The sequence below is a fragment of the Xenorhabdus lircayensis genome (genome assembly GCF_016306625.1).
Classification (GTDB): domain Bacteria; phylum Pseudomonadota; class Gammaproteobacteria; order Enterobacterales; family Enterobacteriaceae; genus Xenorhabdus; species Xenorhabdus lircayensis.
Map to the genome: position 1 here is coordinate 1 of NZ_JACOII010000029.1, position 21,258 is coordinate 21,258.

Consider the following 21,258-nt stretch of genomic DNA (forward strand, 5'->3'; position numbering starts at 1 on the left):
AACCATCCCATGTGGCGCAACAACAGGCCGAAAATCAAGATTTAACCTATTGTATATACTAAATATTTTAAAATTTTAACACCTCTATACCGTACACAAAACCATTTTATTAACGCATTGATTTATATACTTTTGATACTTATTTTGCAGAACAGAAAAAAAGCCAATATCGTGAAAAAAACATAAGGGACTTCTAGTCCCTTAGTATAAAGTTAGCTCTTTACTACACTCAAATATTACGGTTAGTTGGAAGAAAAAAACGGGAGATTGGGGGAAGGTAAGTTGCTGTCGTTATGTTGCCCAAACCAAAGCGTGATTGGGGGCAATCGCCCCCCGTCATTATTTCGGCTGTTCCGGCCATGGGATATCGGGGGCGGTAGAGCAATCCACCCGGTTGAGCAGCACACAGTATTTTTTCCACGCTGTCAGCGCTGCCTGTTCTCTGTCCGTTGCCATATCGAGATCAACAGCATATTGCAACGGGGCTATTGAGTTTGCAGCCTGAGATAGTAATTCCCGCCGTTGGTATTCAGCCTGTTGCCGTAATTCTTGTTGAGTGTAAACCCGTTTGATGATTTTTCCATCGCTGTACTGCCATGAACCATCGATACTGATATCCTTGGGAACATAGTAACTCGCCACCTCTGCCACCGATAATCCCGTTGGACACAGCGCACTGATATCATAGCCAAATGAACGGATAACAAAATCGTCATCGTAAACCGCTTTGAGTGTGTCAGAGGAAAACAATTTTTGGCATTCGTACCAGTCCTGACCGTCCTCAGACCGTAAATACAATACGTTTGGGATACTATCTTCCGGTTGATATCGCTTGAATTTTTCTATTTTCATTTCATACCTCAACATCAATGCTGCGCCATTGACCCTCTATCAAACACTGAACAGGGCGATGAATTAATTGATTGACACCGACCCATGTCTGGGTGGAGAAATTGCCGATGCCTGTCATGACATGACCGCCGGGGACTCGACTCTGTGTCGTACTCAATGCCGCTACAGTGGTTAGCTCCCGCCCCAGTCGAACACGGCTGATATATCGTGAATCATACCGATTATCGAAATCAGTGAAATCAGTCAGTGCAATTCTATTTACAGTGAGCAATCCGTCCGGTGCGACCGTTAACACGCGGCGGTGGTTAATATCAACCGCATAGCCCTCAATATTTTCCAGGTGTCCGCGAATGATACCGGTTTCAGTTGTCTCATTGTACCAATCATATTTCGTATTCGATACCAACGAATACGCGGGTCTATGGCCGAGAGAATTAAGAGAAACCGTGCTAGTTTCTTGGGGCAATGTACCGACCTGTTTAAATCTAAACGCACTGGGATAATCTCCGCCATTGGCTGACACGGCGTTTTGCGCCAAATCCACCGTCCCCCGTAACCAGAGGTTATCGACAAATTTTTTTACGTCGGGAATATCCGCGCCGTTCTTCGATTTGTCGAGTGCATTTTCCGCCTGATTTACGGTATTCCGTAAACCGAGATTATTGATAAACACTTTTTTATCAGGAATATCTTCCCCGTTCATAACTTTAGATAGACGGACATTAGCATTGGCGTTAGCCTCGACCGCTTTATAGTGCGCGGTATCTGCGGTTGATTTCGCCTGACTCGCGGTAGCTGAAATCTGTTTTACAGCTCTGGGCGTCGCAGCCACATTCTCGGCATCACTATCGATAGCGTTACTCAGTTTGGTAATACCCGCCGCAGTCCGGGATGCAACAGGAATATTCGAACCGACCGTCATTTTCAGCGCATTCAATAATTCCGCTTGCAGTGTTGCCAAATTCCCATCATCTAGCACATCATTACCCGTGGTCTCAGCAATAAACTGCGCGACAACAGTAGCTATCACACTCGCCTGCCGCCATACTGTGTTCAACTCCGGTGATTTAGCCACACCCGAACTAAACCCATTAGTGCGTGCGGCTAATGTGCTGTACTCGTCGTTTGACAGTACGTTCGCCCCGTCTGCTATACCGAACGGGAGAAATTCATTTGTTACCATAATATCCTCACAGTTTTACCGCCCAGCCGCCAGTATCAAAACCTGCGACATATTCATTATTGATGTCAAAACCAAACAACCCGCCCGTGCCAGAATTAATATAGCTATTCACCCGTACGGACTGAGGTTTGATGTTTAGGTATCCCTGACGAATAACCGATTTAATCACCTCCGGTATCACGCCCCCCGTTAGAAATACATCCATCGACATATTTTGGTTATCCACGAAGAAAATCGACGTTTTACTATCCGGCAATATCCGCTGGTAGATGCGTTCCAACATTTCGCTGGAGCCGTCCCAGTGATTGGCCTCTATTTTTACCCTCAGCAACGTGCGGTAGGTTTCGTCGTCCAGTTCGGTGAACCCGTGGTCACCGTCAAATCTGCGTTTCCAGCTCCCCTGATCCAGCCCCACACCCTCAATATCCAGAGCGAAATAAACGCCCACAATGGGCGTTTTCACGTAGCGCGACAGCCCTATCCATTCCCCGACAGCATCCAGCTGCACGCCCACCGCATAATCCAGTGAGAATGCGTCATTTAGCTGTAGGGCAGCGTGGGCAATTTCTGAGAGGGAACGAGTAATGAGATCAATATGGTCAACGAATTTAGACGCGGTACGGTGCTGAGGGGTGATGAGTTTGAGATAATCTCTCATGTCACTCCCAATTTTATGTTTTCCGGTTTACAGTTCACTGCCTCGTTGAATTTGGTTTTCAGGTTGGCAGTAGCTACTGAGTCAGCCGAGCGCCCGATTTTGATATCATGGATGTCATACGTTTTGCCTTCTCCGTCTCCCGGCAGGTTAGCCGGTGAATACAATTTGGTTAGGTAAACTCTGTCACCGATCAATATCGAGTTGATGTAATCCGCGACAGATGTTTTAATTTTGTCACCCACCAGCGTGGTATACCCCTCAAACGGGTTGAGATGGATTTCGATAAATACCTCGACATCCACCGGGCGAGAAAACCGTATCGGGTGTAAAATTTGGTAACGATCAGCCACTTTGATAACCGTGTCGCCATATGTCCCCCCACCCGGACCTTTCTTCAATGCGATGGTTTGGGCGATAGTGCTCGCATCTCCACCATCGACGATCATCGCAATAGAGTGTGGCGGGATGCCGTACTCATCAGTCTGGTTAGTGTCGTTTTCAAATCCCCTCAGCCGTGACACGCCATGTACCAGACTGATTGCGCCCTGCACCCCATCCAGTACCGTTCGCGATGGCAGGGCTACCGATCTGCGTTGACGTATCCGTAACTCGGCATCGGTTTCTACCGCGCGCCCCTGTGTGGCCGCCGAGGGGTTTCTGACAGACTGCCAGCCGCGCGTTGGGGTGCCTATCTCAGAGATATCGCCCTGTGCGGCGGTAATAGCTCCGCTCGTCTGACAGGTCGCCGTAACGGTTACCGTACCGTGAGTACCAACAGTAACAATATCTGGCAGGCTCCACGAATACCCCTGAACATCACGTACCACGCCATTTTTGATGACCGTTCCTACCTGCCCGATGATCGCCACATCACAGGTGGATTTTGTTGTCCGGTGGCGTGACAGGCCATTAATCGCCACGTTATTGGAAAGTGCCGCTCCGGTGGCGGTTGACGGGCTGTAGGCGTTATAGGCAGCGATGAACGTGTTGTTTGCGTCATGGATAGCGAGTGCATAGATATCGATCATCTGCCCATCCTTACTATCCGGATCCAGATAGGCGTCCTCCCCGTAAATATGGCGAAAATACCCTGTCAGCCGTTCCAGTATGGCGGGGTAATCGGGCGCAGTGATGCCGCTCGCGGTGATTTTGGCCGCAAGCCCTAAGGTTTCTAGTTTGAGCATAGTGTTATCTTTCGCTGGTTACGGTGGTTTTGCCGTAGCGGGTGTTAAGGGTGGCGGTGAGAGTCATTTTACGGGTATCGGGATTGCGCTGGGCGTCAAGCGAAACAATTTCAGTCACACCCTTGGTGTCCAGAATACGCTCACGCAGAGCCATCGCACTGGAATAGTGTTTCTCTAGCACTGCCTCGCGATACGGTGTGCCCTCTGCCGTATCCAGAAACCAATCCCCGCGCCATAAATCGAGCCGGGTTTTGACCGCCTGTGCGACTGCTTCAGGTGAATCAATCAGAAAGGTGTTGTCACCCTGCCCGAAACTGTAATCATCATTGTCCTCTCGTCGGTATCGCATTATTGGGGCCCTCCTGTTGTTCCGTCGCCTGTTTTCACTCCACTATGTCGGTGTTTCATCAGGCTAGTGTCGCCCGCAATCACATCATTTTTCACGTTAACAGGGCCATTCATCCTTGCCACGCCACCACTCGTCCCCATACCTTGTGACAGGCTACCGTTAATGGTTACGTTGCCATTGAGCACAATTTCAGGGGAATTGATTTCGGTACCGCTGTTAGCCGTTGCGGTCAGTTTACCGGGCGTTTTCACCGTGACATTATGATTGCCGGGAGACAATTCGATGTAAGCCGCGCCGTCGTCTGTCCTCAATTGTGCCGTGCTGGTACTAATTCCGCCGATCTTCCTCGCCTGTGACTGAGGGCCAACAATCGCAAACCCATCAGACAGATTATGCTGGCGAGGATCAACAGGCTCCTGTATGCCGCCGTTCTGCCACCAGTAATCAATACAACGGTCGGCGAAAATAACCAGACACTCATCACCGGCTTTAATGGGAAAGGTCAGAGTGACCCCGCCCCCTCGAGGGAAAATGACAGGCACGTCCACCAGCAACGGTAATGCGACTGATTCCGTTACGCCCTCGCTATTTGTAACTGACCAGCGTATCGCGGGTTGTGCGGTAACTGTAACCGCATCGGCGTTGAATGACTGGACAATACAAGGTAAGGAGACATATAACCCGCTGCTTATCGCCTCTTTCATTAATAAGAACGGCGTTTCGGGCTGGTTGATACGTTCAAAATTAGTGATCATGCTGGCCTCACGTCCGCTTGTAGTGCTGATTTACTGAGTAAAGTTTGGTCTGATTTAGCGACGCAAACCATTTCCATGTAGTACATGTTTTCACGGGTATCTCCGAAATAGTTGACGTTGATGACTATATAGTCGCCCTCAGCATCAATGGGTGCTGGTTGTTCTAACGTACCTTCTTGGCTGTTACCTCGCGCAATACCACCCGTTGATATCCCCGCTTCATTGATAGACGTTTTGTCCAGCCGGATTAATGTCCCTGGCCTGATTTTGGGATTGATGAGACACTTCACATTTATCCCGCCGCCGATAGTCTGCTCTGCCATCCCGATTAACCCCGTTTGATAGGTCAATACCACCGCCTCAGTGAGATAGGTACGTTTGGGAATAATGTGGCACTGTCCATCCTCGTAACGCCATTCAGAGCCGTTCTGTTTCGCCAGAATGGATAATTCATCGCGGTGCATTCCAAACAAGACCTTGCCTCTTGGAGCAATGTTTTTATTTAATTCAGGCCGTAACCCCGCAACTATTCCGTATTTCTCAATATCCCGCATTAGCAATCGGTCAATATCCTCCTGTGTGTAACCTGCCGATACCGTGATATTAAGCACGGCATTGTTATAGGGCTGGTCGCCATCACCCGCCTGTATCACGTCATAGGTATCGGTAGGGCTGTCCCGCCCCGTGTAGGTGTACTGGATCTGACCGGAAAATATTTGCCCCGAACTACCCTGATAACCGGCGGAAAACTTTACGATTTTGTACTCGTTGGCACGGATCTTCGCACTGGTATCTTTGTTCAGATTATACACTTTGAAAATGCCCGTAGCGGGATAAGCGAAGCTTGGTCTGGTGATATTGAACTTTATTTTCAGGGCTGACAGGTCAATGCCTTCGCCCTTTTCATCTGCAACAATAAGGCTGCATTCGCGAAGCCATTGTTTTGACATAGTGACTCCGTAAAGAAAAACCCGCTTAATCAACTGTCCAACTTTATGGGGTCAGTTCAGAAGCGGGTTATTAGAAAATGTAGGGTATTAAACCGGATAGATTCCGGTAATGTTGATGTAACAACTGCTAGGGATATAAAGCAATGCCTTGTTTTCTAACTCTTTTTTGACATAATCATGTACAGCATGTCTAGCTTGCTGCATAAAAAAATCAGCAGAGATACCGCTATCAATATCTGAAGCTACCGAAGTGCTCAGAACAATTACATTCTTATCGCTTTCTACTTCTATTATATTAAAAGTAATCATGTATATACTCATACTAATCTCCTCCTTTTATCAGACACGTACACGCTACTCTAAATATTTTCCCTTTACCATTTGGTTAATTAATCACCAGCAATAAGATTTATTTTCCAAAATCAAGAAAAAAAACCCGATCAAAAAGCGGGTTAAAAGGTTTAACGCAACAGCACTTCATGTATCGGGTAGTCATGTTCGACTATGCTGCTTCCATCATGGATGAAACGCATCCGGTTAAGTAACTCGTCCACGATTTTTTGAGTAGCCAGTAAATCTTTGCGTAACCGCCAGTAGGCTTCGGCATCGACTAAAACTTTACCGTCCATCTCATTTTTGAGGGAGATACTTTGAGCGTCTTCAAAAATTTGAGCATCTGTTGTAAAGCCATTTGTATTACAAGTTTCATTAACTGTTATAATTGACATGTCTATAATCCTCACATTAGGCCGTAGACTGTTTCGTTAGAAGCCCTCCAGACTATTGCAACTAGCTGGGGGGCTTCGCCGTTTAAAGCGATACTATTTATTACGTGATTGTAACTTTTTGTAAAGGAAGTTCAGTTTAAATTGCGAACCGCCTCGAAGATTAAACTATTTATACTCTCATAATGCTTTGAAACTTATTGTTAATACCAAAAATCATTGTTAAATTAGTTAATCCTGTTACAAAGACACGTACTTAAGCTGCTTCGTCTACCCTCTAAAAGAAAAAGCCCCGCATTTGCGAGGCTTGATATTTTTAGTGTGAAACTATCTCATCTATAGGATAGTCAATACTGGCTATGCTGCGTTCATCATGGACAAACCGCATACGCGTAGCTAACTCGGTCATAATTCCCTGTGTAGTGTTTAAGTCCTTACGAAGCCGCCAATACGCCTCGGCATCGACTACTGTCCTGTCGCCCATCAGTTCATAGTGGGACACTTTACCATCCGTCACCGTAACTAAATATTGACCGTTGCTGTTGAAACGTACAGGTGCTTTCTTGATGGTTTTGACTTCTCCCGTATCGAAATATAAATTCTGTGCATCGACAGCTTCTTCAACTGTGGGATAGCAACCAACCGATATTTTCTGAGCACCTGCATAAACCATTGCACGATACGGATTGGTTTTGCTGTTCTGTAGGTAGATGCCTTTGGGCAGACTCCGATTAACCGAGATCACAATGTTAGTTTCAACAACCGTTCTGTCTCGTGAATAGTACCCTTCCAGAACTTGTTTAAACTGCGTTTGAAACTCAGGACTCAAATAGCCCGCATATTCAATGGCTAAAATTTCATGGGCGAAAATACCGAGGTTAGTGCCGCTTCTGTGTATTGTGACAACATCTTGACCTAAACTGGAAAGATTGCTTAAGTCCTCGATCCATTGCTGTGCGTATTTTGTTTTTAACCAATCGGCAGGTCGCTTACTTTTGGATTCACCACTGGCATTACGCAAGGTGCTCAGCTTAAACCGCCCCATTGCATCAGCGATCAGTATGATGTTTCCGATTGGCTTGTGAAACGCTTGGGGTTTTGCTAATTGCTTTTCCAGTTCCTGCCAACGGTCAACTAAACGAGCGGTAAACTCAGGGGATAATTGAGCAACCACAACGATGCTATCGCGCTTGCCCTGCTCGCCGGAGAAGATATAAGCACCACTGCGAGAGTTCGGGCTATCTGATTGAATATTATTAACTTCCTCAATCTGAGGAAGTTGGATTACACCGCGTTTAGCTAAAGTTTCAATGGTACGTTTAACATTGTCGTGGCGCTTATTAACCAATTTGGCAATTTCCACGCTTGACATGGTGGCAGTGACATTTGTTAAAGAGTTTGCTACACTATTCATATTATTTATCTTGTTGGGTAAATGATATTTAGAAGCCCCGATGGTTGCTGCCGTTGGGGCTTTGCTTTTATTTGATTTCAATTTCACCTTTCTTCTCCATTTCTTCCGGTAGCATTAGTCGATAAACAATTTCACTGTGGCGAGTTCTTAAACTTTTTTCCGCTGCTTTAAGAATCCACTTTTCGCTTTCAGGCGGTAATCTCAACTGTATCGGGTTGCTTGTTTTCTTTTCTTTAGTCATCAAATGATTTCTCCAAACGTATAATTATTTCCTGATATTCAGATCTACGATTTTTCAATGCTGCTTCTTTTAGCTTCCAGATTAAATTTTCTGGCAGACGTACATTCTTTTGCTTAAGGATTTCCTTTTTCATGTTGCCTCGCTTACTATATTTATTAATCACCACATGGTAGCCAATGGATACCATGGACATAGTAGTAGCCTTTGACTACCATGTCAACTTTATTATTGTGCAGGTTTTTACTTATGAGTCGTGATCCCCAAATAAACATTCGTCTACCTCAAGACCTAAAAGATGACGTGCAGAGCATGGCCTCAGATAATATGCGCTCTGTAAATGCCGAGATTGTTGCTGTTTTGTTAGATGCGGTCAGGAAGCATAAATTAGTTAAGCAGGGTCAACCGGTGGATGAAGAAGAATATAACCATGAACAATATAACCATGAACAATCTCAAAAGCTTATAAATTTAATGAAGCAAAATGAAGCGCTTAGAATTGAGTTCATAGGGCAGATGCATGAACTAAATGCTAGATTTAATAACTTAGTATTAAGTATCGATAAGAAAAAAGCCCCATGATGGGGCTTTAAAACATTAACTTAAAAACTGATACGACCTGTTTCACTTAGGCTTTTTTGGTGAACCCTAGCCATACCTGCCCAGTGAGAAAACATTATTTCAACTCCTATGATGGCATCTCTCGCAGATGCCCGCCAAGCGGCCTCTGATATATTGGGGTCTTTTGCCGTGTCTAACCAATCTTTAACTCCCGCAATAATTGCTTTCTTACATGCATCATCTATATTCACTCTCGTGTATGCAGACGCTTTTTCACAAGATTTAACTTGATTAAGCAATGAACGTGGATAGGTCGGCAAAGTTACAATGAAAGGTCGACCATATATAGTCAGTTTTCCATATTCCTTAGTTTTATTTCCATTCCGATCTCTAATATTGTGCTTTTCTAATTTAGCACCGTTTATTAGCGCAAGAGCAACGTTCACATACTTATCATTAGTGTACTTAAATTTAAATAGCTGCGGGTCTGGAAGCTTGGCATTTTCCTCTATTTCCTGTTTTTCTCTATCAGCCTTCATCTTGACTAACGCATTGGCTAATTCCTTCATCCCTGAAACGATTTTTTCAGGTTCGTAATATTTAAATTTAAATTTTTTATTATCGGCCTCATAAGCCTCAAGGAAACTCTTATCTCCTCTTTTTAGCATTTCAGATGCACCTGATTCAAGCAGAGATAATACACATTCTTCGCTTGAACATGTACCGCGAGGATTAGAAAGTTTAATTAAATAGTACATACTGTATAACAGGAGAGAATATTTTTTAGAGGAAGGATCTTCGTCACCTTTAATGCTATTAGCTATATCTTCTGTAGTAATTCCATCGTTTTTCGATTTGACCTTAATCCAATCTATTAGAGATTTTTCACCTGAATCATAAGTTTCTTTATCCTCCTTAAATATGGTAGCTATGGCTAGTAACGCCACATTATCCTTACTATCTAAGACTTCAGTTCTTTCTACTTCTGGTGGATTGAGTAATGCACAACCGGAAATAAAAAGAAATGCTAAGTAAAAAATAACATTCTTCAATTTAATAACCTCGCGTTAGATATTTATTGCACAAAGTATAGTCTGTTGTTTTTACCTAACTCTTCCCTGTTTGTCTCATTTTTTGGATCATTGCAATAAAAAACCAGCGAACCATTGAACCCTAAATAGCTATGTTGTTCCAAAATATCCACGCCAAAAACTAACGGAATCCCCATCACAATTGATTCACTGTTGGGGTACATGATATCTAAAACCCATCCTGCACAACCTCGCCATTGTAATTGCATCCGATAATTGATGCCGCCTAACTGAATATCAAATTGTTGGTTTCCCGCACGTAACGGGATCTCGACCATATTCATTCGAAAATCTCCAAAATCCCCTTCACTAATCGGTTTAGAGCGGTATCGTTGTTTTTAGGCACTACTGGGGTTACGGTGCCTCTATCAACAACAGGACCGGTATCATGTGGAAACTGCATCCTTTCAGGTGGTGCGGTAATTCCCGTGACTGTCGTAGTTTCTACGATAATCACTTCGCGCAAGGTTAAAACGACCATCAGCACATTTTCAGAGGTTTTATCTGTCGTCACTTCTATTGCACGGATCAGCATGTTTTTATACTGACGTTTACCCGTAGTGACGTCGAACGGCATTTTCGAGGATTTCAGCTTCAGCAATTGTTGATAGATTTCTTTAGGGCTTTTCCCTAATGTCGCCCCCGTATTGATATCAAACATAGATATGTTTGAGGTATCAAAACCATCAATTAATGAGCCACCACCCGCAAAACCTAACTCCATTGTCACCTCAGATGGCTTGTCATAGGCATGGTCGCTAATAGCTGCACCCCGCTGTACGGGATGCTCGGTAATTTCCGTTGAATCCATGTGCTTCTCGGAGATCACCACACTCGGCACTATCATTTCAATTTTTCTTGTATTCTGAGAAAATAACGTCGATAAAATATCCATCGTTAACTCACCTTAGTTTGTAAACTGCGCACGAGTATTGCGTTATTACGCTGCACGGCTTCGCCTGTCAGGGCCGCCGCCTCCCGGGGAGACTCTACTCCGGTCACATGGATTGTCAGGTTTTGCTCTATCGTAGGCTGGTTATTTGCTCTGCCTGATTCTGCCTGTGGTAGTCTGGGGGAATAGTAAGCCCGTGGGCGCACCATGTTATTGATGTTCGCCATCGCGTTATTAGCGATACGAGGGTCAATACCGCTCACCATATTGCCAATATTCGCCATCGCGTTATCAAACATCTTCGGATCAAAGTTAAAGCCACTGTTTTTGGAATTAGCTTTGGGTGCTCTTGCCATATGATATTTAACACGGGGCAGGTAATCTCGGGTCTCCTTCGGCAAGTTCTTAATGCCATTCTTAAGTACCCGTCCCTCTCCCCAGTTATACGATGCCAGCATCTTATCTCCATCGCCTTTATGAAGCCTACGTAAGTAACTGAGGTATCGCGCAGCGGCTTCGCCAGCTTTATAAGGGTCGAAAACATCATCACCTTTTAACCCGAATTGGGCAGCCGTGGCGGGCATAAACTGGAACATCCCCTTAGCCTTGCCGAACTTCGTTTGTTTACCAATCGCATTGGGGTTACCTGATGATTCGGTCATCGCAATACCATGCAGTAAACCAGAATCTAAGCCGTGTTTTTTCTCCAGCATAGAAAAGTAGCCAGCCATTGAATCAAGAAGCGGTTTCCCTTTCTGTGTGGGTCCCAAAATGATGTTATTGGCTTGAGTATTGTCAGCTTTATCTTTGGCGGGTACGTATGGAGCCATCCCGAAAAATTCATTCACAGCATTATTTGCTTTGATATACCCGTCTAAAATAAAATTACGATGTTGCTCCGCCGCAGCGATACCCACTGGGCGTACATCTCGGTTATTCTTTTCGTCACCCTTCCACGCTTGTTTGAGTTCTTCCCACGCTAACGTAAAGTTTCCGTCGTTGAGATGGTTTAATGCCGCAACAAGATGTGACAACGTTTTGCTCAGCTCTCCGAGACTTTTCGCAAAGTCGTCAAGCTCGAATTTTAGCGACCATTTTCCGAGGTCAATACCCAGTAATTCCGATATTTCTGTTCCTAAGGCTTTAAAACCCTTTGTCAGCTCAGTAATTTCCGTTTTTATTTTTTTAAGCGCAGGTTCCCATTTACCCCAGTCGATAAAACTATTTTTACCTTCTTTCCAGCCTTGATAATCGTCATAGAGTAAGAAGAGTGCCGCCAGCAATGCTGTGATAATACCAACGGGGGATTTTATAAATTTCGAATTTAACGCAATCCATGCCGCCGTAACCAAGCCGAAGATCTTAATTAAATTCTGGCTGCCATCATCTAAGCGCTTCCACCAGCCAATAAGATCCTGAATCCCTTTCGCCCCGCGAAAAACCATTTGGCCGAGTATTTCAGACAGGGTTAAAATGGCTTTCACCACGCCCATAATAATTTTTTCGATGGTAGGCCAGTGCTTCAGGATCAGATTGGTGAGCTTTTCCATGCTGGGTGTTAGGACTCTGGCCAATTCCCCGCCAATTTTCTCCTTAGCTGTCTCCATGACCGTTTTCAATTTATAGAACTCGGTCATAAAGGCATTGGCGTTTTTTGCAGCTATCGTCGGGTTGTAGCCCATTGTCTGCATTATCTGACGGTAATCCGCGGCATAACCGCCAATTCCTCGGCGCATCGCCATGAGGGTACTTTCATCAATACCGAGGATACCGGCATATTGATTTGCCCGGTAAGTGGGCAGTGCGGACAACCGTTCGCCCACCAGCGCAACGAGTGAGGCCGTGTCTCTGAGCTTACCGTTGGCATCACGGGTCTGAATGCCCATGTTACGCAGGAAACCTTCGCCACCGGGATTGTGCCGTAAGAACTTAGCCACACCCTCTAGCGACGAATTCAGCCCGTCAACACTGCCGCCAGCCTGACTCACAGCATAGCCCAGCGATTTGATCTGCTCTGCGGCTCCGCCTGTGCGTTGTGCCTGCCAGTAGAGTTGGTCTAATCCGCTGGCAACATGCGCTGTAAAGCCAACAACCGCCAGCGCCGCACCTTCCACGACTGCACCCAGTTTAAGCACATTGGCGGTGACACCCGACACCACCGCACTAAATTTTTTCTCGTCAGACTCTTTGATATCAAAGCCCAATGAGATTAAAAACTCTTGAATAACTTCTGCGTTAGTGTTGCTCATCGTGCCACCGTTGGATTAAGACTTCGTTTTCGGCTTTGACGTCCAGTGCGTCATTCATCAGGGCGATACCGGCCAGATCGATAACGCCATTTTCTAATGACTCATACTTGCACATACCTTCAAGAACGGGGCGCATCACATAATCACGCCCGTCAGGGAGAGTTTCGAGGGTTAGGCTGGGTTGATTGGGGCTGGCTCGCCGCTCTCTGGCAGTGCGGGAAAAAAATTACCCAATGCGTCCTTAATGACATGCCCGACAATTTTCAATAAATCCAATCCGTTAATGTCGTCAAACATCAACTGTTGACCACTGTAAACACTGTTCCATACCCCGCCTGATTCACGACTGACCACCGAGAGACAAATATCATTAATCTCATAGCGATTTTCTTTCCCCAGTGAGCGAATGGCATCCGCTAACGGTGCCAGAAAATCGACAATATCTTCTCGTGCGAGACCCGGCTTACCATCTTCACCTACGACTTTAGGTTTCAAACTCTCTAAAATCGGCTTTAATGCCGGAATGACCGGTACCAGTGCAACGGCTAAGTCCTGTTGCTGAAAGGCATTCAGCTTGCCCGCACGGTATTTTTTACCCTCAATGTCAAATTCCATAGTATCCCCCGTTAGAATGTGCCCAGCATGGTGTCGATTTTGCCGCAGTCAAACACCCAGCTCACTGTGTTGCCGACTTTGGCGTTAGAGATGTCCGGTATTTTCTGGAACGCTACCGAGCGTGCCGCCGTGGTATCACCTGATGCCCGGTTACGGATCAGCATGAGATTATTGCCCCATGTTGCCGAAGAAAACTGTTGAGCGTTGTACATCAGCATCAGCTTGGCATTGGCTGGCGAGGTTTTCAGTAATGTCACGGTAATGGTTCCGCCCTTGCCTGCACTTAGAGAGTGCATGACTTCACCGTCTGCCCCGATAGTCATGGTGTTTTTAGATTCCACCATAGCTATGGTAATGCCTTCTTCCGAGGTCGCCGCCCCGTTAGCCAAGTCCACATGCCCGCCTACGCCTGTTATCGTGGCGGACACGTCCATAAATGAATAGGTAGCCATGTGATCACCTGTTTACGTTAATAATGACATCAGCAAAATGCACCGCACCCGCGAGTTTGATAGCACACTGGATAACCGGCGCTTTGCGTTTCTCGCGTTCAGCCTGTACCTGTTCGGCAATAGGTGCCGCATAGGTGTAGTATCCCTTGGTCAGCATATCGCCCCGGTTCAGTGCCCCGAATGCATCACCACCCCAGACACCCGGCGCAATCAGTCCATTAGTGACACCCTGACCCAATGACTGCTCGACATTAACCAACAGCTGGGTAACGCCCTCATCGGTCTGGGGAATTTTGGTCGTTGAGGTATACATCAGATTATACAAATTGGTCTGGACATAGTTCTGTAGCCAGTCCAGCCCGTGGCGCTCATCAATGAAAGTGCCGTTCGCCATCACCCCTTCTTGGATAATGGCAGTGTCGTTGTTGTAGTGGACAAAGACATTACCATTCTTCGCTTTCAGGGCATTGGCCTGTGTTGCCGTCAGCAGTTCCGCACTGATAGCCGGTTCCTGTTTGAATTTAAGGGTGATCGTGGTGTTATTTCCCTGAAAATTCACCGTGAACATACGCCCGAACAGTGATGCCACCGCATAGGGTTGAGCCGAATATTGCCAGAGCGTGCGGCCTAAAAAAGCACCTTTGAGCTGCGAACCAATATCTGTGTCTACATCCGGGTCGAGTACATCGGTTTTGGTGACCGTATGCCCGTAAACACGGGAGACAGACGCCGATTCGATATACCGCGCCACACTCAGCACATCACTGTCAGACAGGGAATTATCCGCGATAACCAGCCCGTACCATGCTCCCGACATGGAACCCAGTGTCGCGACCGCTCCGGCAATGTTTTCGGGTTGTGTCGGATCAATCACTGTTGCGCCGGATACCTCATCCAGTTTCAGTACATCACCGATATAGCTGCCGCTGTCTGCGCGAGTGATATAGCCCAGTTTCCCTGACGTTTGCAGTGAGACGGTGAAACGGGAAGAAATGCTGTCCCAAAGCACCGCAGCGTTTTTCAGCTTTTCTGCCACCCGTTCAGCGATGCCATTCAGGTTAGTCTCCTTACTGAAATCAGTACCCGTGATGGCTGTTTCTTTACCGTCAATGGTCAGTTTGAACGAACCATCAGTAATAGATGTAAAGCGATTCATCGCTTGTTCCGGTTTGGTCAGTACCGCGCCACGCAGCGCTGCCAGCACCTGTTCTTTTGCCCAGCGCCCGATATACAGATCGACTGGTTGTGGTGACTGTGAGTAATACAGCGCAGCGGCCTGATACTCTGGGGTATCCATGCCAAAATCACCACCCACACCATCAATATCGGTGTAATAGCGCAGCCGTTCGCGGGTGTTGATCACACCACTGGCCCCCACAATCAGCAATGAACCAAAACTTCTGGCCTGTGCTGCACGGGGTGCCATGTTAACTTTAACGTTAACGATGCTAGAAATAGGTAAGCCCTGCATAGGGTTTAATCTCCAAAAAATTTAACCGGTGCGTCTGTCAGTGACTTAATGCTATACCGACGTACCACTTTGCGCCGCAGTGTGACAGTGATGTCATAGCGGCGTACCCACTGGTTATTAATGAGTTCAGGGAAAGACGTGATCCGGGAATGTTTGACGACTGACAGTCCGAGCTGGTTAAATTCAGCATTGTTCTGACTGACACTCAGCCCATCACGAAATCGGCTGGCATACCCCTGACTGTGCGGGCCATAAAATGAGGCCGAGCACTCAAAATCCTCATGTCGCCAGAGTTCATCCGACTGATCGGTCTGGTTGGCGAACGCCGGGTTATCGTCCGCGGGTATTTCCGTTATACCGAAGCCGCACCAATCTGTATCCGCCGGAGGTTGTGCAGCCAGAACAGGCGTCCAGCGCGGGCGCACCATACCGTTAGGTAATCCCGATACGCCGCGCAGCCATTGGCTGCACAACCGCTCTACTACCTCATCATAGACAGGTTCTGTATCCGGTATCAGCCATCCTGCCCGCTCTGAGGTGTTCATGGCGACCCCCCGTCAAACGGCATCAGTTCACAATGTGCCTGAACAAAACCCGCCCCATACGCTGTGTACGGATCAACGGACTTCACCAGATATTCACGATTCTGGTACGTGACGATATCCCCAGCTCGCCCAGTTTCCCCTGCAATCAGCCGCTCAGTGGTGACAATCAGGATATTGCCCGTCACTGTCTGCCCTGCCATACGGATTTGAGCTTCAACAGCGCGGTCTACCGTAACCACACCTGAAAACTGAGTGATAATATCCTGCGTGCTGGGGAACCCATCATCATCAATCCCCACCACCCGGCGTTTTACCTTCAGAGAGGGATCGCAAAAATCAGGGTCGAACAACACATCAGTGACATCTAACAATGGCATGGTTATTTCTCCGATTTATCCCGAACAACATAGGTGATAGAGCGGCGATAAGAGCCAGTATCGATAAGCGGTTTCGCGTTACCCGGAGCACTGCCCGCCCGCCTGTTTTCCATTTCAGTTTTTGCCCCTTTGCGCCCTCGTCTGGCACGGGCGGCAACGGTTGGATCGGCCAACGGTTCGAAGTCGTTCGTGGTCATATAACGTTGGACACCATTCACGGCCAGCATCCCCGCCTTGTTCAGCGCTTTTTCGGCTTTATCCTGCTTACCGTCCAGCACCGCCTCCGCCGCGATTTTCAACTGTTCAGTGGTTTGTTCGTCCACGGAACGAACACCGGGACGGAGATGGGGACGTGCCGGGATGTTCTGTGCGGGTGAACCGAACTCGTTGATGTAACCGATGCCGGCATTACCGAACGGCACATCGTCACGACTGCTGTTCTCTGAAGGAACACCGACCAGCACATCCCGGTTACCAATGGTTTTCAAGGCATTTAAAATGGCCTGGGCTTTATCCGCCTTTATGGTCAGCCCACTTTTCATAACTGGATACCTCCTGCACCGAACATCATCAACAGTTCATAGAATTCAGAGCCGTAGCGTGTGTTGTTCCAGAATCCGGCGTTCGGGTTCAGCGTCGCGCCCGTGTTATAACTGACGCTGACCTTATCCACCGATTTGGACGACACCACACCGCTATTAGCGCCCCCTGTGCCGCCCACTGCCATTGACCGACTGTCTGTCGCCCACAGTGCCATGTAATGGGCGACCATCAGCTCTACCAGATAAACAAACATGTCCCCCAGCCGATTTTCGTCCAACTGTTTATCAGCCAGATTTAACCGGAACTGTATTTGAGCATTGGGGAATTTTTGTATATCAGAGAACTGAGGAAAGTCGGTGCGAAACTGGACGACGGTGGGGAGCTGCCTATTTCTTGTTGCCCCCATTTTTACCCCCGTTAGTGGGCGGGTTTTCCTCTGTTGGAGGATTGCCCTGCACCAGCAATTCCCCAATCTGGGTTTCCCGCTCTTTCAATTGATGCTGCATTTCAGCTATCTGCTTGTCGCGTTCAGCCAATTGCTTAGTCAGGTCAGCTATGGATGTGCGAAGTTCAGTCAGTTCGGCATCATAATTCCCCTGTACCGTCTCCTCCGCAGCATCCAGCAATTCCGCATGCGCCTGTACGAACCAATGATGAGCGATCGCCGGGAAGACATCGTGAACACCTGTATCAAAAATTTCTGGTTCACCCTTATCGTGGGTGAATCGAAATGCAGTATGTACCCTGATTTTCATTTAGATACCGTCCATATAGTTCAGCGTTTCGCGGTATACCGCTTCAACCGCGCCCAATTTGCCGTAGTAAGTGACCATTTGGTACAGGCTGCGATACTGGATCGGGATGCTCTGCATTGGCACCATAGGGAAGCGAACGAACTTTTTATCATTGGTGTAAGCAATAGCCCTATCTTTACCCGCCACACCTATCTCTTTCGCCCATTTCACCGCACGGATATCCAACGGAATTCCATTCTGGTGGTAGGCGATTGTGTTAGTTTTCAGGTACGTTAACAGCGATTGGTTACCCGCCGAAGACACAATAATGGATGACAGTAACGCAAACTGCTCAGGCGGAATCAACAGATCAGTCGGCACCATTGTGTAACCGGAACGTGCCCATCCATCTGTTAATATCTGGTTAATACTCTCCCTGATTTCATCCGGTGTAGACTGCGCCCAAGGTTTACGGGCATTGCTGAGATTAACACGTTTTTGGTTCAGCAACCCCTGTAGTCCTAACCCCTCGTCGCCCATGTAAACTTGTTCGTCGATGTCCATGTTCCATTTTAACATCATACCGTCGTGCTTTTGGGAGTCGATTGGGCGTCCAACCTGCTGTGCCGCAGCCAGTTCGACTACCGTCCAGCCCAGTTCCATTCCCCACAGCGTCAAGGGGTGTCCGTCGCGCTCAATGTTCACGCTGACGCCAGCCAGTGCTGTAGCGTTCCCGCTGATCCAGTTTTTACCGTTCGGATTAGCTGAGCCAGCGGCGGCGAATTGCGTGTTTGTCCAGGTCGCCATCTCATCCGCAATGGTCACGTCCTCACGGAACTGGATATCACGGCTAAAGGTGTACTGCACCAAGGGTAAATTAAGGGTCTGGTCTAAGCGCTCCAGCTCCCCCACCAGAAACGTACCGCTGTTATCAATGGTGCGTTGATCAAATGTAAGCATACTTTTCCCTTAAATCTTGTAAGAAATTTCAACGTTGCCGTCAGCATCACCCGCACCAGTAAACTGTGCATTCGGTAGCAGTGCGGTTTCACCATCTATTGCCACATTCAGGAAGCTACCCAACGGGCTGGTTTCTTTGGGTTTACCTGTCCGCACATAGACTGGCGCACCTTTTTTAATGCTGGATGCGTCGCCATCCAATTTCACTGTCATGTACCCGCGTTTCAGGTTATCGCCCGTGTAGTTGTTGTTTGTGCCGATAATGTACGCCTTGTCCGGCATACTGGTTGTGGGATAGGGACGGACATAAATCCCCTGGATCCTGTCTGCCGTATCACCTTCAGCCAATGGCACAAAATAGCCCCCATCATCGTATTTACCGACCAGCCCATACGCAGGGAACAGGTTCGCCGATTTTAGTAATACTGGCTCGACGGTCGTGTCCTGTAGGCGCGAGATGGCCCCAGCGATGCCCAGCGGCATCCGCTTTAAATAAACTGTCATGATGTTATTTACTCCTGTTTGCCCAGAATTCGGCGTTTTGTTTGTTCAGGTCGGCAATGTTATTGCCCGAGGATTTATTACGAGACGAATCGCCAGTTGCTTGGGTATTACGTCCTTTCGCCAATTCAGCCGCCGCGTTAAAGGCCATATCAACAAATTTTTTAGGCAGTTTTTTGATTTCCGCATCGCCTACAATATTTCGTACCATCGCTTGATCCGCACTCACCAATACCTGACGTTTAAACGCTGTCAGTTTAGCCGGTGTAGACAAATCAATTCCCGGTACAATCAGATCCGCTTTATACGCTGAGTCCCCCGTAATTTTTTCCTCTTTCTCCTCTTTTTCGTCATCATCCCCCGTCTTAGGCGCAGCCTTTGGATCTGTGCCGTTATCGCCTGTCTTACCTTCCAGTGCGTTCAACCGGGCAAGTATAGCGTTTGCCCACTCAGGGATTTGCTCATCACCCGTTTTCATTTCCGGCTCTTCTTTAGGTAAGGGTTGCTGGGGACTAATATTGATATTAATGGCTTTAGGCACCTCGCCCGTACCCTCGTCCCCTGTGATGGACTCAGGAGCACTGTTGAGAACCTCTTCCATTGCCGCCGAGTCTTTGGTTTTAAACGCCTGTTTCAGACGTTTAAACCATGTTTGCGTTTTAGTAGACATACTATCTCCAATTGAACAACGTGAACCGGCGCGGCCATCTTGAACCAGCGCCACATGATTACCTGTAATTTGATACTGTTCGGCTTTACCGTTGGCAATTTGCCGATATTCCGCATCGTAGCCACAAGACACCTCATCAAAGCCCTCGTCTATTGCTGTTATAGCGTCGGTATCTTTAATGATGAGATCCGCCAGCATCAGGTCGGATTGTTCCCCCTCTCCGCGTCGGACGTTTTGAACATGCCCGTGAGCCAAATCCCGCCAGTTATCCGGGTCAACAAAAATAATGTTTCCGTCACGGTCTTCGGGGTGTTGTATCGTGATGGTCATGCCCTCGAATGAAGCTAGGGTGGCTTCGTTGAATACTTCTTCGGGAGAACGCTCTACAACAATTTCGCCATCTTCGTCAGGTTCAAGGGTTGGTAGCTCAAAATCGGCATAAAGTTGTGTGCCTGTTCTGGCAATGGGCACGTCTTTACACAATAGGGAGCCATCAGCCAGTTGGTAACGGGTGTTACCCAACCGAGTAGTAAAGAAATATTTCAACGTAGCCTCCACCACATCCACGCCGCAGAAATACCCCAACACGACAGGCCGTATATAAAATCAATCCAGGTGCCGTGTAACATGAACCAAATCCCGCCTATTATCGGGGTTACCCAACTGTAAAATTCAAAATCGCTCATTATTAATCCTCTGGTATGACCACTTCACAGTAGCAACGGCAATTAGGCAACGTGCCCGCATGACCTGTCAGGCCGTCCAGCGTCGGAGGTTTTGCCCATTCGACAAATTGCCCCTCCATGTGTTTATGTGAGTCCCGCACATCACCCTCGTCCGCCGTGCGCCAGATGTAACCTGTAGAGCCGACCGACTGCGCCCGAGCCTGTGTCAGTGCTGTCTGTGCTCTGCCTAGTTCTGTTCGGGCAATGAGTTTTGCCCTAGACTCTGCCACGTCACCCGTCTGGGCAATTTCCTGCGCGAACGGCTCGTGACGTCCACCAGCCACAACCGATTCAATGGACTGATTATGAATGTCGTACACCCGGTCGGCAGCTTCCAATGGTAACGATTTGATGTATTTGATTTGTTCGTCAACGATGGAGCGCATAACCTGTCCAACGGGTGCATTGTCCACCAGTTGGCGCAGCTCCTTGCTAATTAACCGACTGCGCTGCCGCCATTCTGTTTCATTGTGGCGATTTACATCCAGAGCAAACCGCTGCGCCACCCGCTGCGCCCACGGCGTAATTAACTCACTGTAACTGTCCAGCGCATCCATGATTTCC

30 protein-coding genes are annotated in these 21,258 nt (G+C 47.5%); 1 reads left to right on the forward strand and 29 read right to left on the reverse strand.

All coding sequences use genetic code 11. The features are described from left to right. Positions 1 to 339: 339 nt before the first annotated feature. The 12 genes from H8A87_RS07520 to H8A87_RS07575 form a co-directional block, all read right to left on the reverse strand. Complete coding sequence (locus tag H8A87_RS07520; protein WP_198689362.1) at positions 340 to 852, reverse strand: tail fiber assembly protein; 513 nt, start codon at positions 850 to 852, stop codon at positions 340 to 342. 1 nt (position 853) lies between these two features. Next, a complete protein-coding gene (locus tag H8A87_RS07525; RefSeq protein ID WP_232370130.1) occupies positions 854 to 2,035 on the reverse strand; it encodes a tail fiber protein in 1,182 nt (393 codons plus the stop codon). A gap of 7 nt (positions 2,036 to 2,042) precedes the next feature. Then, a complete protein-coding gene (locus tag H8A87_RS07530; RefSeq protein WP_198689363.1) occupies positions 2,043 to 2,693 on the reverse strand; it encodes a DUF2612 domain-containing protein in 651 nt (216 codons plus the stop codon). After that, positions 2,690 to 3,877, reverse strand: a complete 1,188-nt coding sequence (locus tag H8A87_RS07535) for a baseplate J/gp47 family protein (RefSeq protein ID WP_198689364.1) — start codon at positions 3,875 to 3,877, stop codon at positions 2,690 to 2,692. The genes H8A87_RS07530 and H8A87_RS07535 overlap by 4 nt, the downstream gene beginning before the upstream one ends. Positions 3,878 to 3,881: 4 nt before the next feature. Then, the gene (locus tag H8A87_RS07540; RefSeq protein WP_198689365.1) at positions 3,882 to 4,226 is read right to left on the reverse strand and encodes a hypothetical protein; all 345 of its coding nucleotides are present in this window, start codon (positions 4,224 to 4,226) and stop codon (positions 3,882 to 3,884) included. Beyond that, positions 4,226 to 4,981 carry a Gp138 family membrane-puncturing spike protein gene (locus H8A87_RS07545; protein ID WP_198689366.1) on the reverse strand — a complete coding sequence of 252 codons (756 nt, stop codon included), beginning with the start codon at positions 4,979 to 4,981 and terminating at the stop codon, positions 4,226 to 4,228. Before H8A87_RS07545 ends, H8A87_RS07540 begins: the two co-directional genes overlap by 1 nt. Beyond that, complete coding sequence (locus H8A87_RS07550) at positions 4,978 to 5,931, reverse strand: phage protein (protein ID WP_198689367.1); 954 nt, start codon at positions 5,929 to 5,931, stop codon at positions 4,978 to 4,980. Before H8A87_RS07550 ends, H8A87_RS07545 begins: the two co-directional genes overlap by 4 nt. 87 nt (positions 5,932 to 6,018) lie before the next feature. Then, positions 6,019 to 6,252: a hypothetical protein gene (locus H8A87_RS07555; RefSeq protein WP_198689368.1), complete on the reverse strand. Its 234-nt coding sequence runs from the start codon at positions 6,250 to 6,252 to the stop codon at positions 6,019 to 6,021. A 140-nt stretch (positions 6,253 to 6,392) separates the two neighbouring features. Continuing rightward, a complete protein-coding gene (locus H8A87_RS07560) occupies positions 6,393 to 6,659 on the reverse strand; it encodes a hypothetical protein (RefSeq protein WP_198689369.1) in 267 nt (88 codons plus the stop codon). A 313-nt stretch (positions 6,660 to 6,972) separates the two neighbouring features. Beyond that, on the reverse strand, positions 6,973 to 8,157 hold the full coding sequence (locus H8A87_RS07565) for a KilA-N domain-containing protein (protein WP_198689370.1): 1,185 nt from the start codon (positions 8,155 to 8,157) through the stop codon (positions 6,973 to 6,975). Next, a complete protein-coding gene (locus H8A87_RS07570) occupies positions 8,138 to 8,311 on the reverse strand; it encodes a hypothetical protein (RefSeq protein WP_198689371.1) in 174 nt (57 codons plus the stop codon). Before H8A87_RS07570 ends, H8A87_RS07565 begins: the two co-directional genes overlap by 20 nt. After that, complete coding sequence (locus H8A87_RS07575; protein ID WP_198689372.1) at positions 8,304 to 8,504, reverse strand: Arc family DNA-binding protein; 201 nt, start codon at positions 8,502 to 8,504, stop codon at positions 8,304 to 8,306. Before H8A87_RS07575 ends, H8A87_RS07570 begins: the two co-directional genes overlap by 8 nt. A 53-nt stretch (positions 8,505 to 8,557) precedes the next feature. Between H8A87_RS07575 and H8A87_RS07580 the strand changes: the two genes are divergently transcribed. Further along, the gene (locus H8A87_RS07580; RefSeq protein WP_198689373.1) at positions 8,558 to 8,890 is read left to right on the forward strand and encodes an Arc family DNA-binding protein; all 333 of its coding nucleotides are present in this window, start codon (positions 8,558 to 8,560) and stop codon (positions 8,888 to 8,890) included. A 20-nt stretch (positions 8,891 to 8,910) separates the two neighbouring features. Here H8A87_RS07580 and H8A87_RS07585 read toward each other — a convergent pair whose 3' ends face one another. The 17 genes from H8A87_RS07585 to H8A87_RS07665 form a co-directional block, all read right to left on the reverse strand. Then, positions 8,911 to 9,921, reverse strand: coding sequence for a hypothetical protein (locus H8A87_RS07585; protein WP_198689374.1), 1,011 nt, complete (start codon positions 9,919 to 9,921; stop codon positions 8,911 to 8,913). A 23-nt stretch (positions 9,922 to 9,944) separates the two neighbouring features. Continuing rightward, a complete protein-coding gene (locus tag H8A87_RS07590) occupies positions 9,945 to 10,244 on the reverse strand; it encodes a phage baseplate plug family protein (RefSeq protein WP_198689375.1) in 300 nt (99 codons plus the stop codon). Further along, entirely contained in the window at positions 10,241 to 10,855 is a 615-nt protein-coding gene (locus H8A87_RS07595; protein WP_198689376.1) for a phage baseplate protein, read from the reverse strand. Before H8A87_RS07595 ends, H8A87_RS07590 begins: the two co-directional genes overlap by 4 nt. 2 nt (positions 10,856 to 10,857) lie before the next feature. Continuing rightward, a complete protein-coding gene (locus tag H8A87_RS07600; RefSeq protein ID WP_198689377.1) occupies positions 10,858 to 13,101 on the reverse strand; it encodes a transglycosylase SLT domain-containing protein in 2,244 nt (747 codons plus the stop codon). Then, positions 13,088 to 13,237 carry a DUF6889 family protein gene (locus H8A87_RS07605; RefSeq protein WP_408646879.1) on the reverse strand — a complete coding sequence of 50 codons (150 nt, stop codon included), beginning with the start codon at positions 13,235 to 13,237 and terminating at the stop codon, positions 13,088 to 13,090. The genes H8A87_RS07600 and H8A87_RS07605 overlap by 14 nt, the downstream gene beginning before the upstream one ends. A gap of 35 nt (positions 13,238 to 13,272) precedes the next feature. Continuing rightward, positions 13,273 to 13,716: a phage tail assembly chaperone gene (locus H8A87_RS07610; protein ID WP_198689378.1), complete on the reverse strand. Its 444-nt coding sequence runs from the start codon at positions 13,714 to 13,716 to the stop codon at positions 13,273 to 13,275. 11 nt (positions 13,717 to 13,727) lie between these two features. Continuing rightward, on the reverse strand, positions 13,728 to 14,168 hold the full coding sequence (locus tag H8A87_RS07615) for a phage structural protein (protein WP_198689379.1): 441 nt from the start codon (positions 14,166 to 14,168) through the stop codon (positions 13,728 to 13,730). 4 nt (positions 14,169 to 14,172) lie between these two features. Then, the gene (locus H8A87_RS07620) at positions 14,173 to 15,639 is read right to left on the reverse strand and encodes a DUF3383 domain-containing protein (RefSeq protein WP_198689380.1); all 1,467 of its coding nucleotides are present in this window, start codon (positions 15,637 to 15,639) and stop codon (positions 14,173 to 14,175) included. A 5-nt stretch (positions 15,640 to 15,644) separates the two neighbouring features. After that, positions 15,645 to 16,184 (reverse strand): phage neck terminator protein, encoded by a 540-nt coding sequence (locus H8A87_RS07625; RefSeq protein WP_198689381.1) that lies wholly within the window; start codon positions 16,182 to 16,184, stop codon positions 15,645 to 15,647. Beyond that, complete coding sequence (locus H8A87_RS07630; RefSeq protein ID WP_198689382.1) at positions 16,181 to 16,561, reverse strand: head-tail adaptor; 381 nt, start codon at positions 16,559 to 16,561, stop codon at positions 16,181 to 16,183. Before H8A87_RS07630 ends, H8A87_RS07625 begins: the two co-directional genes overlap by 4 nt. A gap of 2 nt (positions 16,562 to 16,563) precedes the next feature. Beyond that, positions 16,564 to 17,103: a hypothetical protein gene (locus H8A87_RS07635; RefSeq protein ID WP_198689383.1), complete on the reverse strand. Its 540-nt coding sequence runs from the start codon at positions 17,101 to 17,103 to the stop codon at positions 16,564 to 16,566. Beyond that, positions 17,100 to 17,510: a DUF4054 domain-containing protein gene (locus tag H8A87_RS07640; RefSeq protein ID WP_198689384.1), complete on the reverse strand. Its 411-nt coding sequence runs from the start codon at positions 17,508 to 17,510 to the stop codon at positions 17,100 to 17,102. The genes H8A87_RS07635 and H8A87_RS07640 overlap by 4 nt, the downstream gene beginning before the upstream one ends. Continuing rightward, the gene (locus H8A87_RS07645; protein ID WP_198689385.1) at positions 17,491 to 17,859 is read right to left on the reverse strand and encodes an STY1053 family phage-associated protein; all 369 of its coding nucleotides are present in this window, start codon (positions 17,857 to 17,859) and stop codon (positions 17,491 to 17,493) included. Before H8A87_RS07645 ends, H8A87_RS07640 begins: the two co-directional genes overlap by 20 nt. After that, entirely contained in the window at positions 17,860 to 18,798 is a 939-nt protein-coding gene (locus tag H8A87_RS07650) for a DUF2184 domain-containing protein (protein WP_198689386.1), read from the reverse strand. It lies immediately after the preceding gene. Between the two features lie 9 nt (positions 18,799 to 18,807). Continuing rightward, positions 18,808 to 19,302, reverse strand: coding sequence for a structural cement protein Gp24 (locus H8A87_RS07655; protein WP_198689387.1), 495 nt, complete (start codon positions 19,300 to 19,302; stop codon positions 18,808 to 18,810). A gap of 4 nt (positions 19,303 to 19,306) precedes the next feature. After that, positions 19,307 to 20,515 carry a DUF2213 domain-containing protein gene (locus H8A87_RS07660; RefSeq protein ID WP_198689388.1) on the reverse strand — a complete coding sequence of 403 codons (1,209 nt, stop codon included), beginning with the start codon at positions 20,513 to 20,515 and terminating at the stop codon, positions 19,307 to 19,309. A gap of 142 nt (positions 20,516 to 20,657) precedes the next feature. After that, positions 20,658 to 21,251 (reverse strand): phage head morphogenesis protein, encoded by a 594-nt coding sequence (locus H8A87_RS07665; RefSeq protein ID WP_332460346.1) that lies wholly within the window; start codon positions 21,249 to 21,251, stop codon positions 20,658 to 20,660. Positions 21,252 to 21,258 lie beyond the last annotated feature (7 nt).

Coding starts and splice junctions, on each gene's coding strand:
- H8A87_RS07520 (WP_198689362.1), bottom strand. CDS start 852: ATGAAAATAGAAAAATTCAAGCGATATCAACCGGAAGATAGTATCCCA.
- H8A87_RS07525 (WP_232370130.1), bottom strand. CDS start 2,035: ATGGTAACAAATGAATTTCTCCCGTTCGGTATAGCAGACGGGGCGAAC.
- H8A87_RS07530 (WP_198689363.1), bottom strand. CDS start 2,693: ATGAGAGATTATCTCAAACTCATCACCCCTCAGCACCGTACCGCGTCT.
- H8A87_RS07535 (WP_198689364.1), bottom strand. CDS start 3,877: ATGCTCAAACTAGAAACCTTAGGGCTTGCGGCCAAAATCACCGCGAGC.
- H8A87_RS07540 (WP_198689365.1), bottom strand. CDS start 4,226: ATGCGATACCGACGAGAGGACAATGATGATTACAGTTTCGGGCAGGGT.
- H8A87_RS07545 (WP_198689366.1), bottom strand. CDS start 4,981: ATGATCACTAATTTTGAACGTATCAACCAGCCCGAAACGCCGTTCTTA.
- H8A87_RS07550 (WP_198689367.1), bottom strand. CDS start 5,931: ATGTCAAAACAATGGCTTCGCGAATGCAGCCTTATTGTTGCAGATGAA.
- H8A87_RS07555 (WP_198689368.1), bottom strand. CDS start 6,252: ATGAGTATATACATGATTACTTTTAATATAATAGAAGTAGAAAGCGAT.
- H8A87_RS07560 (WP_198689369.1), bottom strand. CDS start 6,659: ATGTCAATTATAACAGTTAATGAAACTTGTAATACAAATGGCTTTACA.
- H8A87_RS07570 (WP_198689371.1), bottom strand. CDS start 8,311: ATGACTAAAGAAAAGAAAACAAGCAACCCGATACAGTTGAGATTACCG.
- H8A87_RS07575 (WP_198689372.1), bottom strand. CDS start 8,504: ATGTCCATGGTATCCATTGGCTACCATGTGGTGATTAATAAATATAGT.
- H8A87_RS07580 (WP_198689373.1), top strand. CDS start 8,558: ATGAGTCGTGATCCCCAAATAAACATTCGTCTACCTCAAGACCTAAAA.
- H8A87_RS07590 (WP_198689375.1), bottom strand. CDS start 10,244: ATGAATATGGTCGAGATCCCGTTACGTGCGGGAAACCAACAATTTGAT.
- H8A87_RS07595 (WP_198689376.1), bottom strand. CDS start 10,855: ATGGATATTTTATCGACGTTATTTTCTCAGAATACAAGAAAAATTGAA.
- H8A87_RS07600 (WP_198689377.1), bottom strand. CDS start 13,101: ATGAGCAACACTAACGCAGAAGTTATTCAAGAGTTTTTAATCTCATTG.
- H8A87_RS07605 (WP_408646879.1), bottom strand. CDS start 13,237: ATGCGCCCCGTTCTTGAAGGTATGTGCAAGTATGAGTCATTAGAAAAT.
- H8A87_RS07610 (WP_198689378.1), bottom strand. CDS start 13,716: ATGGAATTTGACATTGAGGGTAAAAAATACCGTGCGGGCAAGCTGAAT.
- H8A87_RS07615 (WP_198689379.1), bottom strand. CDS start 14,168: ATGGCTACCTATTCATTTATGGACGTGTCCGCCACGATAACAGGCGTA.
- H8A87_RS07620 (WP_198689380.1), bottom strand. CDS start 15,639: ATGCAGGGCTTACCTATTTCTAGCATCGTTAACGTTAAAGTTAACATG.
- H8A87_RS07625 (WP_198689381.1), bottom strand. CDS start 16,184: ATGAACACCTCAGAGCGGGCAGGATGGCTGATACCGGATACAGAACCT.
- H8A87_RS07630 (WP_198689382.1), bottom strand. CDS start 16,561: ATGCCATTGTTAGATGTCACTGATGTGTTGTTCGACCCTGATTTTTGC.
- H8A87_RS07635 (WP_198689383.1), bottom strand. CDS start 17,103: ATGAAAAGTGGGCTGACCATAAAGGCGGATAAAGCCCAGGCCATTTTA.
- H8A87_RS07640 (WP_198689384.1), bottom strand. CDS start 17,510: ATGGGGGCAACAAGAAATAGGCAGCTCCCCACCGTCGTCCAGTTTCGC.
- H8A87_RS07645 (WP_198689385.1), bottom strand. CDS start 17,859: ATGAAAATCAGGGTACATACTGCATTTCGATTCACCCACGATAAGGGT.
- H8A87_RS07650 (WP_198689386.1), bottom strand. CDS start 18,798: ATGCTTACATTTGATCAACGCACCATTGATAACAGCGGTACGTTTCTG.
- H8A87_RS07655 (WP_198689387.1), bottom strand. CDS start 19,302: ATGACAGTTTATTTAAAGCGGATGCCGCTGGGCATCGCTGGGGCCATC.
- H8A87_RS07665 (WP_332460346.1), bottom strand. CDS start 21,251: ATGGATGCGCTGGACAGTTACAGTGAGTTAATTACGCCGTGGGCGCAG.